This window comes from Wenzhouxiangella marina (assembly GCF_001187785.1).
GTDB lineage: Bacteria > Pseudomonadota > Gammaproteobacteria > Xanthomonadales > Wenzhouxiangellaceae > Wenzhouxiangella > Wenzhouxiangella marina.
In genome coordinates, this window is sequence record NZ_CP012154.1 from 2,663,643 (window position 1) to 2,676,277 (window position 12,635).

At 66.3% G+C, this 12,635-nt stretch carries 15 protein-coding genes; 3 read left to right on the forward strand and 12 right to left on the reverse strand.

Going from position 1 to position 12,635, the window contains the following annotated elements:
• Window positions 1–34 precede the first annotated feature (34 nt).
• Genes WM2015_RS11285 through WM2015_RS11295 form a run of 3 tightly spaced genes read left to right on the forward strand, consistent with a single transcriptional unit; the run spans window position 35 to window position 2,890 of the window.
• A complete protein-coding gene (locus WM2015_RS11285; protein WP_049726145.1) occupies window positions 35–1,888 on the forward strand; it encodes a penicillin-binding protein activator in 1,854 nt (617 codons plus the stop codon).
• Complete coding sequence (locus WM2015_RS11290; protein WP_049726146.1) at window positions 1,885–2,259, forward strand: YraN family protein; 375 nt, start codon at window positions 1,885–1,887, stop codon at window positions 2,257–2,259. Before WM2015_RS11285 ends, WM2015_RS11290 begins: the two co-directional genes overlap by 4 nt.
• A 19-nt stretch (window positions 2,260–2,278) precedes the next feature.
• On the forward strand, window positions 2,279–2,890 hold the full coding sequence (locus WM2015_RS11295) for a BON domain-containing protein (protein ID WP_049726147.1): 612 nt from the start codon (window positions 2,279–2,281) through the stop codon (window positions 2,888–2,890).
• A 4-nt stretch (window positions 2,891–2,894) separates the two neighbouring features.
• Here WM2015_RS11295 and WM2015_RS11300 read toward each other — a convergent pair whose 3' ends face one another.
• The 12 genes from WM2015_RS11300 to WM2015_RS11355 all read right to left on the reverse strand — a co-directional run bounded on the left by WM2015_RS11300 (window position 2,895) and on the right by WM2015_RS11355 (window position 12,445).
• Window positions 2,895–3,392, reverse strand: coding sequence for a phosphatidylglycerophosphatase A family protein (locus WM2015_RS11300; protein WP_082169686.1), 498 nt, complete (start codon window positions 3,390–3,392; stop codon window positions 2,895–2,897).
• Window positions 3,364–4,299: a thiamine-phosphate kinase gene (thiL, locus tag WM2015_RS11305; protein WP_049726148.1), complete on the reverse strand. Its 936-nt coding sequence runs from the start codon at window positions 4,297–4,299 to the stop codon at window positions 3,364–3,366. The genes WM2015_RS11300 and thiL overlap by 29 nt, the downstream gene beginning before the upstream one ends.
• Window positions 4,286–4,765 carry a transcription antitermination factor NusB gene (nusB, locus tag WM2015_RS11310; protein ID WP_049726149.1) on the reverse strand — a complete coding sequence of 160 codons (480 nt, stop codon included), beginning with the start codon at window positions 4,763–4,765 and terminating at the stop codon, window positions 4,286–4,288. The genes thiL and nusB overlap by 14 nt, the downstream gene beginning before the upstream one ends.
• The gene (gene ribH / locus WM2015_RS11315) at window positions 4,755–5,231 is read right to left on the reverse strand and encodes a 6,7-dimethyl-8-ribityllumazine synthase (protein WP_049726150.1); all 477 of its coding nucleotides are present in this window, start codon (window positions 5,229–5,231) and stop codon (window positions 4,755–4,757) included. Before ribH ends, nusB begins: the two co-directional genes overlap by 11 nt.
• Window positions 5,228–6,355 carry a 3,4-dihydroxy-2-butanone-4-phosphate synthase gene (gene ribB, locus WM2015_RS11320; protein ID WP_049726151.1) on the reverse strand — a complete coding sequence of 376 codons (1,128 nt, stop codon included), beginning with the start codon at window positions 6,353–6,355 and terminating at the stop codon, window positions 5,228–5,230. Before ribB ends, ribH begins: the two co-directional genes overlap by 4 nt.
• Window positions 6,355–6,954, reverse strand: coding sequence for a riboflavin synthase (locus tag WM2015_RS11325; RefSeq protein ID WP_049726152.1), 600 nt, complete (start codon window positions 6,952–6,954; stop codon window positions 6,355–6,357). Before WM2015_RS11325 ends, ribB begins: the two co-directional genes overlap by 1 nt.
• Before the next feature lie 32 nt (window positions 6,955–6,986).
• Window positions 6,987–8,075 carry a bifunctional diaminohydroxyphosphoribosylaminopyrimidine deaminase/5-amino-6-(5-phosphoribosylamino)uracil reductase RibD gene (gene ribD, locus WM2015_RS11330; RefSeq protein WP_245609759.1) on the reverse strand — a complete coding sequence of 363 codons (1,089 nt, stop codon included), beginning with the start codon at window positions 8,073–8,075 and terminating at the stop codon, window positions 6,987–6,989.
• 25 nt (window positions 8,076–8,100) lie between these two features.
• A complete protein-coding gene (gene nrdR, locus WM2015_RS11335) occupies window positions 8,101–8,616 on the reverse strand; it encodes a transcriptional regulator NrdR (protein ID WP_049726153.1) in 516 nt (171 codons plus the stop codon).
• A gap of 82 nt (window positions 8,617–8,698) precedes the next feature.
• The gene (gene glyA / locus WM2015_RS11340) at window positions 8,699–9,961 is read right to left on the reverse strand and encodes a serine hydroxymethyltransferase (protein ID WP_311550196.1); all 1,263 of its coding nucleotides are present in this window, start codon (window positions 9,959–9,961) and stop codon (window positions 8,699–8,701) included.
• A gap of 198 nt (window positions 9,962–10,159) precedes the next feature.
• Window positions 10,160–10,561, reverse strand: coding sequence for a roadblock/LC7 domain-containing protein (locus WM2015_RS11345; RefSeq protein WP_049726155.1), 402 nt, complete (start codon window positions 10,559–10,561; stop codon window positions 10,160–10,162).
• Between the two features lie 74 nt (window positions 10,562–10,635).
• Window positions 10,636–11,043 (reverse strand): hypothetical protein, encoded by a 408-nt coding sequence (locus WM2015_RS11350; RefSeq protein WP_049726156.1) that lies wholly within the window; start codon window positions 11,041–11,043, stop codon window positions 10,636–10,638.
• A 76-nt stretch (window positions 11,044–11,119) separates the two neighbouring features.
• A complete protein-coding gene (locus WM2015_RS11355) occupies window positions 11,120–12,445 on the reverse strand; it encodes a phosphatase domain-containing putative toxin (protein ID WP_169751163.1) in 1,326 nt (441 codons plus the stop codon).
• Between the last annotated feature and the right edge of the window lie 190 nt (window positions 12,446–12,635).

Sequence of the window (12,635 nt, forward strand, 5' to 3'; positions counted from 1 at the left end):
ATTGTACGCGGGTCATCGTTTATCATCGGTGCCCATGGCTGCTTTCCGATTCCAGGCCGCGCTGGCCCTGCTCATCACCCTCGCACTGACGGCTTGCGCCCCCTCCGGCCCGAGCACGCGCGATGTACCGATCAGCGATCCCGCCTTCGACGCGGCGCTGGAGATCGAGGCTTCCGGCCGCCACGAGGCCGCCGCCGAGGCCTGGCTGGCGCTCGCCGACGAGCGACCGATGGAGAGAGATGCGCTGCAGCTACGGGCCGCCGAAGCCTGGCTGCGCGCCAATCGTCCCGACCAGGCCCGCGAGCTCCTTGCCGCCCTGAACCCGACGGCGCTGGGGCCCGAGGCCGTCCTCCGTCATCGTCTTGCGCTGGCCGAGCTGGCCCTGCTGGACGGCGACCTGGCCACGGCGGCCTGGCAGCTCGCTCAGGTGAGCGGTGAACTGTCCGAGCCGCTGGAGCGACGCCGCAGCCTGCTGGACGACATGATCCAACGCGCGCAGGCAAACCCCGCTCGGGAAGCCCTGACCGAGCTGGAATCCGCGCTGTACGGCGGTCAATTCAGCCCGGATCTGGCCCTGGCTCTGCTCCTCGACCATCCGCTCGAGCAGCTCGAACAACTGCAGCAGCTCCACCGTCACCGCCCCGAACTGGCGCCCTGGCTGGATCTGGTCGTCACCGCCCGTCGTCACCTCCTCGACCCGGCGCAGCTGGGGCCGGCGCTGATGGAATGGGAGCGACTCAACCCATCCACCGGCTACCGCGCCGAAGAGGCGCTTGCCTGGCTGGACGCCTGGCGTTCGACGCAGGCCATGCCGGGACGCATTCTCGTCGCCCTGCCCGGCCGACCCGCCATGCAGCGCGCCAGCGCGGCGCTGCGCAACGGCATGCTCTCGGCCTGGCTCGATCTGCCCGTGGCCCGGCGACCCCAGCTCGAGTTCCGCGAGGTCGAAGACCGCGAGGGCGCGATTCTGGGCCTGTGGTTCGAGGCGCGGGAATCGTCGATGGACTTCATGCTCGGCCCCCTCGAGCGAGATCAGGTCGACAGCCTGGTTGCCCTGCCCGATGCGGGACTACCGATGCTGCTCCTCAACCACCCAAGTGATCCGCGGGCCCTCGAGGCCATGAGCGGCGCCATCCAGGCCATCGGCCTGATGCCGGAGGAAGAAGCCGAACTCGCCGCCGTTCAGGCCCTGGTCCTCGGTCACCAGCGCGCGCTCGTCCTGACGCAGTCGAGTGATTGGGGGCAGCGTGTCGGCGATGCCTTCGAGCGGATGTTCGAGCTGGGCGGCGGCCGGATCATGGATCGGGCCGAGTACTCCCCCGTGCAGCCCGATCACAGCGCCCTGCTGGAAGTCTTCCTCAATCTCGACCGCTCGGAAGCGCGAGCCGACGCTCTGGCTCGACTGATCGGTCAGCCGGTGGAGAGCGAAGCCCAGCCACGCACCGACATCGACATCATCTTTCTGGCGGCCCGAGCGGACGATGCCCGGCTGATCCGCCCCCAGCTGCGCTTCTTCGGCGTCGGCGATCTGCCGGTCTTCGGTACCTCGCACCTCATCTCCGGCGCGCCACGCGCTTCGCGCGACAGTGATCTGGACGGTGTCTTCATTCCCCTGCCGCCCTGGTTCCTGGACGACACGGAGTTCGGGCGCCAGCGACGAATCGCCGAGAATCGCTTTGCCGGCCTGGACAACCCGACCCTGTCCCTGCTGCACGCCCTGGGCGCCGATGCCTTCGAGCTGGTGCGCTGGGTCGCCCGCATGCAGCGGGATCCGAGCCTGTACCTGGCCGGACGCACGGGCCGCCTGCGACTGCCCGACGGGCGCCTGATCGAACGCGATCTGCCGCTGGTCGAGATCATCGACGGCCGCGCCGAACCGGTCCGATGAGCACCCTGCGTGCCCGGCTGGGCGAAGCCGGCGAGCGCGAGGCAGAGACCTACCTGATCGGCCAGGGCCTGAAACTCGTCGATCGGAACTATCGCTGCCGGGCCGGCGAGATCGATCTGGTCATGCTGGGACGGGGCGAAGACGAGGTCGAAGTCCTGGTCTTCGTCGAGGTTCGCCTGCGCGGCGCTGGCGCACAGGTCAGCGCGCTCGAGAGTGTCGACGAGCACAAGCAACGGCGCCTGATCCTGGCCGCGCGCCACTTTCTGATGGAACATCCGGACTGGAACGAACATCCCTGCCGTTTCGATGTCATTGCATTGGACACGGCCAGTGATCGCCTCCGCTGGGTGCCCGACGCATTCGAGACCTGAACGAAGAGAAGTCCGAACCATGACCAAGACCTTGCTTCGAACCGCACTGATCCTTCTCACGCTCCAGCTGCTGGTCGGCTGTGCCGCGGTCGTGGTCGGGGGCGCGGCCGCCACGGGCCTGGCCGTGCAGGACCGGCGCAGCTTCGGCACCGTCGTCGATGACAACGTGCTCGAGATCCGGGTCGGCGACGCACTCTATGGCGATGAGGCCTTCGACACCTCCAGCCGGATCCGGATCGTGGCCTACGACGGCTGGGTGCTGCTGGCCGGCGAAGTGCTCGATCAGCGCCGGGTGGAACGGGCCACCGAGCTGGTTCGTCAGGTCGATGGCGTGGTGCGCCTGTTCAACGAACTCACCCCCCAGGCCAAGGCCAGCCTCGGGCGGCGCAACTCCGATCGCTGGATCTCGACGCGGGTCAAGACCAGCCTGGCCGCCATCGACCTGCCGGACTTCAACGCCACCCGCGTCAAGGTCATGACCACCCGCGGCGTCGTCTACCTGATGGGCCTGGTCAGCAGAGAAGAGGCCGAGGCGGCGACGGAACAGGCTCGCGTCGTGCGCGGCGTGGAGCGCGTGGTCACGATGTTCCAGTACCTCGAGGAGCTGCCGGAAACCGAGGTTCTGGATTGAGCGATCAGACCAGCCGGGCCAGCAGCCAGAGCAGCAGCAAGGCGTAGATCCCGGCCAGCAGATCGTCGACCATCACCCCCAGGCCACCGTGGACCTGGCGGTCCAGCCAGCGAATGGGCCAGGGTTTCAGGATATCGAACAGGCGAAAGGCCAGAAAGGCCGCCAACCACCAGCGCCAGTCCGCCGGCACCAGCACCAGGACCAGCCAGAAGCCCACGAATTCATCCCAGACGATGCCGCCGAAATCGTGCACGCCCAGGGCCTGCCCCGCACGCTCGCAGATCCAGATACCGAGCACGAAGCTCAGGGCCACGATCAGCAGGCCGACCCAGACCGGCAGCTGGACCAGAAACAAGGCCGGCAGCATGGCAGCCAGCGTGCCCGCCGTGCCCGGTGCAATCGGGCTCAGCCCACTGCCCAGGCCGAAGGCCAGAAAGCCCGACGGCGTGGCGAGCGCCACCTGATGCGACCGCTCAGCGGCCGAAGTGATCCCATCCTTCATGACTCGTCTCCAGCTCTCGTCCATGGGCATCCAGCAAGCGCAGGCCCGGCCGCTCGATCACCCGTCCGATCACGCTCAGGGGCACATCGAGGGCCGCTTCCGCGGCGGCAAGCGTCGATTCGGGCAGGCTAAACAGTAGTTCGTAGTCGCTGCCGCCGCGCGCCTGCAGCAGCTGGCGCGCCTCGGCCTCCGGCCAGCAAGCCTGCAGCGCTGGACTGGCCGGCAATCGCTCGGCGTGAATCTCGGCCCCGAATCCGGTGCCGGCCAGCAGCTTGTCCGCATCGGCCAGCAGGCCATCGGACAGGTCCATCATTGCGCTGACCCAGGCCGACAGCACCCGCCCGGCCGCGACCCGAGGCGTCGGCCGACGAAGGCGATCACGCAGTTTGGGCGGCGCTTGCTCGGCCAGCGCCAATGCGGCCGCCGCATCGCCCAGGGTCCCGGTCACGGCCAGCAGATCGCCAGGGCGGCTTCGTCCTCGCCGTGCGACCCGATCCGGTTCCACCTCACCCAGCACCTGCACGCAGATGTTCAAGGGGCCGCGCGCGAGATTGCCGCCGACCAGGCGCATGCCGTGTGCTGAGGCCAGACCGAGAAAGCCATCCAGGAACGCGTCCAGCCAGCGCGCATCGGCCTCGGGCAGGGTCAGCGCCAGCAAGGACCAGCGCGGACGCGCGCCCATCGCGGCCAGATCGCTGAGGTTGACCGCCAGGGCCAGGTGGCCGATGTCTTCGGCCGACCATTCGGTAAGAAAATGCCGGTCGGGCACCAGGCTGTCGGTGCTGGCGACCAGGGCCTGACCTGGGTCGGGCTGCAGTACGGCGGCATCGTCGCCGATGCCGACCAGCACCGAAGCATCGGTCGGAGTTCGAGCGCGAATCCGCTCGATCAGATCAAACTCGCCCACCGCCCTCTTCGACCTGACGCTCCAGGGTTCGGACCTCGGAGGCCAGCTTGTCGAGCACGCCGTTGACGAAGGTGTGGGCCTGCTCGGCGCCGAAGCGATGGGCCAGCTCGACGGCCTCGTCGATGACGACGCGGTAGGGGGTCTCGGGATGATGCAGCAGCTCGCAGGCGCCGATGCGCAGCACCACCCGCTCCATCTGGTCGACACCGGCCTCGCTGCGTTTCAGATAGGGGCTCAGGGCTTCATCGAGGGCATCGCGGCGCGCGACGACCTCGCGCACCAGGGTTTCGAAGTAGTCCTGATCGACGCCGTCGAAGTTCTGCTCCTCGCTGAACTGATGGATGATCGACGAGGCCGAGTCGTCATTGAGCTGCCATTGATACAAGGCCTGCAGGGCGCGACGGCGAGCGCGCGAACGCGGCTCGAAGGGGTTTTCCGGACGCTTGCCGGAGCGCTTACGAGACATCGGCAATCTCCTCGTTCAAGGCCACCATGGCCAGCGCCGCCAGCGCCACTTCGCGGCCCTTGTTCTTGCGCGCGGGGTCGGCCCGGTCCATCGCCTGTTCGCCGTTCTCGGTGGTCAGGACGCCGAAGGCGACCGGCACGCCACTGTCCAGGCTGACCTGCTGCAGACCGCGGGCGCATTCGGCGCTGATGAAGTCGAAGTGCGCGGTTTCACCGCGAATCACCGCCCCGAGAGCGATGACGGCAGCGTAGCGACCCGTGTTCACCAGCTTCTGGCAGGCCAACGGCAGCTCCCAGGCGCCGGGCACGCGGTACTCTTCCAGATCGCTCTGGCGCAGACCCTTCTCGAGCAGGGTGGCGCGACAGCCCTCGAGGAGCAATCCCGTCACCGGCTCATTGAAGCTGGCGGTCACCAGCGCGATGCGGGCGCCGGCGGTTTCGGTCGAATTCGTGACCTGTTCAGTCATTGTGGATCGTCCTCTCCTTCCGGCACCACGTAGTCGGTGATTTCCAGGCCGAAGCCATCGAGGGCATGGAGTCGCTTCGGCGCGCCGAAGACCTGCATGCGGCGAATGCCCAGTTCGGCGATGATCTGCGCCGCGATGCCGTAGCTGCGCAGGGCCTCGGCGGCGGGATCCCGAGCACTGTCGGCACCGCTCGAACGACCGGATCGCAGCAGACCGGCCAGACGCGACTCGTCGTCCTCATCATAGCCGAGCACCAGGGCCAGGCCCTTTCCGCGCCGGTCGATGTCGGCCAGGGCCGCGTCGAGGGGCATGCCGAAGCCGGGATCGGTCAGGCCCAGCACGTCGCCGAGCAGCTCGGGCACGTGAACCCGGACCGGAAAGCTCTCGTCGGCGTGAATCTCGCCGCGTACCAGAGCCCAGTGCAGCTTGCGATTGATGCGGTCCCGGAACACCTTCAGCTGGAACGGTCCGTGCGAGGTGCCGACCTCCTGGCTGTGGACGCATTCGACGTTCTGCTCGGTGCCCAGACGGTAGCGGATCAGATCGGCGACCGTGCCCATGCGCAAACCATGCTCGGCGGCGAAGGCCTCGAGTTCCGGACGGCGCGCCATCGTGCCGTCCTCGTTGAGAATCTCGACCAGCACCCCGGCAGGCTCCAGGCCCGCCAGCAGGGCCAGGTCCATGCTGGCCTCCGTGTGACCTGCACGTGCCAGCACCCCGCCCGGCTGCGCCATCAGGGGGAAGACATGACCGGGCTGATTGAGGTCCTGGGGCCGTGCATCGGGGGCGACGGCGGTACGAATCGTGTGGGCGCGATCGTAGGCCGAGATGCCGGTGGTGACCCCTTCGGCGGCCTCGATGGAGACGGTGAAATTGGTCTGGTGGTGGCGATCCGTATCCCGCACCATCAGCTGAAGGCCCAGCTGACTGCAGCGCTCTCGGGTCAGCGACAGACAGATCAGGCCGCGCCCGTAGCGCGCCATGAAGTTGACGTCCTCGGGCCGCGTCAGGCTGGCTGCCATGATCAGGTCACCCTCGTTCTCGCGATCCTCGTCGTCGAGCATCACGACCATTTTCCCGGCCCGGATGTCGGCCAGGATGTCGGGAATGGAATCGAATTTCATCAGGTCTGTCGTTGCTCCAGCAACCGGTCCATGTAGCGCGCCAGCAGGTCCACTTCCAGGTTCACTTCGTCATTCTCTCGCAGGCGACCCAGGGTCGTGACTTCGAGGGTGTGGGGAATCAGATTGACTTCGAATCGATCCCCCCGCACCCGGTTGACGGTGAGGCTCACGCCGTCCAGGGTGACCGAGCCCTTGGCCGCCACGAAGCGGGCCAGCTCGGCGGGCACCTGGAATTCAAGCCGACGATTGTCGCCCAAAGGCGTGATCGCGGCCAGACGGGCCAGGCCGTCGACGTGTCCGGTCACCCAATGACCGCCCAGGCGGTCGCCCATGGCGAGCGCCGGCTCGAGGTTGACGGGAGCGCCTTCGGCGAGGCGTCCGAGGCTGGTGCAGCGCAGGGTCTCACCCGACAGGTCCGCCTCGAAGCCCTCGGTCGTCAATTCGAGTGCGGTCAGGCAACAACCGGCCACCGCCACGCTGTCGCCCTCGCTCCACCGAGCGGGTTCCAGCTCAGGACATCGGATGGCCAATCGGGCCCCGTCGCCCCGAGCGCTGAAGGATGTGACCGTGCCAACGGCCTGAATGATTCCGGTAAACATGATCCCTGTGTCCTGCGCCCGCTCGAGGGCACTCAGAGGCGATAGCGGAAACGCCAGTCGGCACCGATCCGACGGGCATCCAGCAATTCTAGATGGTGGCGATCATCGAAGTTTTCCATCCCCGGCAGCGCCAGCATGGGCGAGCCCTCACCGAGCAGCACCGGGGCCTGGTAGACGAGCAGTTCATCGACCAGGCCGGCCTCGATCAGCGCTCCAGCCAGGATCGGCCCCGCTTCGACGTGCACCTCGTTCACCGCCCGTTCGGACAGCGCCCCCATCAGGGCCGCAAGGTCCACGCGCTGCCCATCGGGTGCCGGCAACGCCAGCCACTCGACCCCGTCGCGCTGCCAGGGTGAAACGGTGCCTGCCGTGGCCACCAGCACCCGGCCGTTGAGTTGCAGCATGCGGGCACGCTCGGTGAGGCGGGCGCGGGAATCCACCACCACCCGCAAGGGCCAGCGATCGATGCCGGGAAGACGCAGATTGAGGTGCGGATCGTCGGCGAGGACGGTCCCGATGCCGGTCAGAATCGCCGAGGCCCGCCCGCGCCAGCGCTGAACGTCCTGACGTGCGGCGGCGCCGGTGATCCATTTCGAGCGCCCGTCCGGCCCGGTCGTCCGGCCATCCTGGCTGATCGCCAGCTTGACCCGAACCCAGGGACGCCCGCGTTCGAAGCGGCTGACGAATCCGGCGTTCAGGGCTCTTGCCGCCGGCTCCATGAGGCCGGAACGAACCTTGATGCCGGCCCGCGCCAGGCGGTCGAGCCCATTGCCCGCGTTGGCCGGAAAGGGATCGACCATGGCCGCGATGACTTCACCGATGCCCGCCTCGATGAGCGCCTCCGCGCAAGGCGGGGTCCGACCATGATGGCTGCAGGGCTCGAGCGTGACGTAGGCGGTCGCACCTCGCGCCCGCACGCCCGCCTCGCGAAGCGCATGCACCTCGGCATGCGCTTCGCCGGCGGCTCGATGGAAACCGCGCCCGACGATCTCGCCATCCTGAACGATGACGCAACCCACCGCCGGATTCGGGTCGGCGGTCAAGCGGCCGCGCTCGGCCAGGCGCAGGGCCTCGGCCATGAAACGGTGATCATCGGCGCTGAATTCGTAGGCGGTCATCATCTTCTAAGCTACCGGGCCGTGCGCCTCAGTCGTCCTTGTCTGCCCGCTCTTCCAGCAGGGAAATCTGGCGCCGGTCGATGGTGCCGGGGTGTTCCCGCTCGAGCCGTTCGATCTCCTCACGGAAGGCCTGGACGTCCTCGAAGCGACGATAGACCGAGGCGAAGCGCACGTAGGCCACCTGATCGAGGCGAGCCAGCTCGCCGGCCACCCAGTCGCCGATCTGCTGGCTGGAAATCTCGGGCTCTTCCAGGGTGCGGATCTGGCGGACCAGCTTGCGGATCGAGCGCTCCACTTCCTGCGTCTCGACGGGCCGCTTTTCCAGTGCCTTCAGCATGCCGCCGCGCAGCTTGTCCTCGCTGAAGGCTTCCCTCGAACCGTCGGACTTGATCAGGTTGGGGGCCTTGAGCGCGGGCGTCTCATAGGTGTTGAAACGGGCGCCGCATTCGGCGCACTCGCGACGCCGACGGATCTGAAATCCGTCGGAGGTCAGCCGGGAATCCACCACCCGGGTGTCGGTGTGGTTGCAGAATGGACACCACATGCCGAATCAGCCCGGCCCGCGCTTCGCACCAGACGCCGCGGATCGCGGACGTCCCGGAGAAAACGGTGAAGACAGACGCGGATCAGGCTGCACGGTAGACCGGATACTGGCGACACAGCTCGAGCGCCGAGGCGCGGCTCCGCTCGATGACCGACTCGTCGCCCATGTGATCGAGCACGTCGCAGATCAGGCCGGCCAGGCGCGCGCAGTCCTCCGGCAGGAATCCTCGCGTGGTCACCGCCGGGGTCCCGATACGAAGCCCGGACGTCACGAAGGGCGAGCGCGGCTCGCCCGGCACGGTGTTCTTGTTGACCGTGATATTGGCACGCCCGAGCGCTTCCTCGGCGTCCTTGCCGGTGATATCGGCATCGATCAGATCGATCAGGAACAGGTGATTGTCGGTCCCTCCGGACACCACCTTGTAGCCGCGTTCCAGCACCGTGGCCGCCATCGCCCGGGCATTGTCGATGACGCGCTGCTGGTAGGCCTTGAACTCCGGCTCCAGGGCTTCCTTGAAGGCCACCGCCTTCGCTGCGATGACGTGCATCAGCGGCCCGCCCTGACAACCTGGGAAGACCAGGGAATTGAATTTCTTGGTCAGCGCCTCGTCGTCAACGGAAGACAGGATGATCCCGCCACGCGGGCCGCGCAGGGTCTTGTGCGTGGTCGAGGTGACGGCGTGCGCGTGCGGCACCGGGTTCGGATACACGCCCGCGGCGATCAGGCCCGCCACATGGGCCATGTCGACCAGGAACCAGGCGCCGACCGAATCGGCGATCTCGCGCATGCGTGCCCAGTCGACCACCCGCGAATAGGCCGAAAAACCGCCGATCAGCAGCTTCGGACGATGTTCCTCGGCCAGCTCGGCCATGCGGACGTAGTCGATCTGCCCGGTGGCCCGATCGAGGCCGTAGTGCACGGCATGGTAGAGCTTGCCCGAGACATTGACCTTGGCGCCGTGGGTCAGATGCCCGCCTTCGGACAGATCCATGCCGAGGATCGTATCGCCCGGCTGAAGCAGGGCGTGAAACACCGCCTGGTTGGCCTGCGAGCCCGAGTGCGGCTGGACGTTGGCATAGCTCGCCCCGAACAGGGCCTTGGCGCGCTCGATGGCCAGCTCCTCGGCGATATCGACGAACTCGCAGCCACCGTAGTAGCGACGGCCAGGGTAGCCTTCCGCGTACTTGTTGGTCAGCACCGAGCCCTGCGCCTCCATCACCCGGGGGCTGGCGTAGTTCTCCGAGGCAATCAGCTCGATGTGATCTTCCTGGCGCTGCTCCTCGGCTTCGATCGCCTTGGCCAGCTCCGGATCGAATCCTGCGATGGTGTATTTGTCGTCGAACACGGCCGCGTTTCCCGAATGGCTCAAAGCCCGCAATGATAGCATCAAGCGGGCGCCTCAGACCCTTACGCAGCGGCCCTGCAAGGACTGAAGCGGGCTGGGAACACCCAGCCCGCCCCTTTCAGGATCACCGCAAGAAGTCACTCGAGAACACCGGGCGAATCGGTCGCCGGCACCGCGAGTCAGCGCGGGCCCAAGGACTCAGGCAGACTCAAGACTGAGTCGCAGCTCCGAGGCAGCCCGTCGAGCCTCCAGGAAGATCTTGCCGATCAGGGCGCCCGGGTCGGTCGATACGGCCAGCACCGCATCGTCCCCGGCCTGGACCAGCAACACGGCCCCATTCGTTCCTTCGATCAGCAGCTGACGCATCGTGCCACGCTGGGTTTCCTCGATGGCACGTTCGGCCAACGCCAGCAGGGAGGCGGACATCGCGGCGAAGCGATCCGGATCCACGCCCTGCTGAAGCACCGATGCGATCACCAATCCATCGCTGCTGATGGCCGCCGCCGCTCTGACCCCCTTCTCACCCTGGCTCATCAGCTTGCGAAGGATGGAGCGAATCTCCGAGGCCTTGGCCCCTTGCGACACAGTCTTGATATCCATGGGATAGGGCGACTCCAAGAGCGATTTGAAAAGTCCCCGGACATCGATGATCGACGTCCGGGTAGTGCAGCGTGTCAGACCTGCGCTTCGATTTCCGGCAGAGCCTGGCGAACCTTGGTCAACACCATGCCCATATTGGCCGATCGACGGCAGACGAAACAGGCTACCTGTTCCTGACTTCGCTTGGAGCGAATGAAGACATGAATCAGGTTGTCGCTGTTGACGATCATTTCCTGAAAATAGTGGGACCCATCGTCCTCGACACCGCGTGCCTTCTTGAACATCCGCTCGATCGCCACGACGTTCGAGCCCTGGAACATCTCGGCAGTGGCCGCCGCCAGCATGTCCATGACTTCACTCGGGTGGGAATCCACCGTCTTGATGCCGATCAGCATCCCCGACTCCAGATCGACATACCCACCGGCCACACACTCCGGGATCGACTGAATCGCTCTTTGCAGTACTGAATCAAGATCTGACATTTCTTCCTCCTTGAAAGCGTGTTACTGGATATCGCCATGACGGCGATACGGAAAGACCGGAGCACGCCGTCCCCGACTATCCATTTCTTCGTTCTTGCAGGAACTCCTCGAAGCGCTCCAGAAACTGGACCTGTTCGAGGGATTGAATCCATCGCCGCTCGATCTTTCGAACGCCGTCGATCGCTTCGGCTGCGGAGTCACCGCGCCAGATGCGCCAGGCGGCCAGAGCGGTCCCGGTGCGCCCGTGCCCGGCATGGCAGTGCACCGCCACGACCTCTTGTTCATTCAGCCACTGATCGATCTGCTGACAGAAACCGATGGCCTGCAGATTGGTCGGTGCCGTCATGTCATCGATTGGAACGTGTCGGGCCTGAATACCGCGTTCTGCCAAGGCCTCATCGAAGTCGAGTGGCTCTTCGAGCAGGGTCAGCAAGCGCGTGACGCCGACGCGCTGAAGGGCGTCCAGATCGTCTTCGAGATCGTTGACCACGCCGGGACGAGGCGTTCCCGCCAGGCGCCCCTTGTCCAGCCAGGCAAAGCCGTTGGGACCCGCCCAGGCACTCATCGCCTTGCGGGCCGGCTCGGGCAAGGGAGGCAAGGGTGGGCAGGACTCGTCGAGTTCCTCGGCAGCCGCATCCGGTCTCGGGCTGTTGCAGGTCCCGCGATCGACGAACTCGCGACCGGCCTCGGACGCAGGCCCGTCGAAGAAGCGCTCGGAACTTTCCCATTCGACGATTCGTCCGGACACCAGCATGCCCACCCAATCCGCATGGCGACGGATCTGCGCCTGATGGTGCGACGCAAGCAGCACACAATGGGTCGTCGACCAGCGCTTGAGCAGGTCCATCACGAGCGTGGAACCATCCTCGTCCAGGCCCACCGTGGGCTCATCGACACAGAGCAATACCGGCTCGCCAAGCACCTGGCGCAGAATCGCCACCACACGCTGGGCATAGAGCTCCAGTTCAAGTACGGGCGTATTCAGAAAGGATTCCAACCATTCGCAATCCATTTGCGCGAGCAAGTCCAGCACCTGCCGCGTCTGTTGCCTTCGATCAAGCTGATGTCGTTCATTCAGGCCGTGCAGCAGGTTTTCCCGAACCGTCGAAACGAACAGGCGAGCGTCCTGAGCGACCAGGCTCGGCCACCCGGCCTGGCCGGCGATCAAGCCCAGATAACGCATCTCCCCCCAGGTCTTGAAGCTGCCGCTCTGCTGCGCGATTCCGCAGATGGCTCGAAGCAAAGTGGACTTGCCGACGCCGGTCGGCCCCATCAGCGCATGCAGGCCGGCGCCGGACAGCTCCAGGTCGACTTCGGCCAGGACCACTCGGTCGCCATAGCCAACGCCGAAACCTTGCAACCACAGGGGCTGCTCTCCGATGGACGATGCCTTGTTCGACATCATCGGTCTCCTGTCCATGGCCAGATCCACTGCTGCGCTGAAGCGACGGTCAAGTCATCAACCGCCACGGCACAGCGTGCCCGGCCATCACTCGATTTTGGTATTGGAGCCAGTCTGATCATCAGGCGACCGCCACACCGCGGCGCCTCATGCCTCCCTTCAGTCGGCGTGTACTGCAGAAACCATCAAG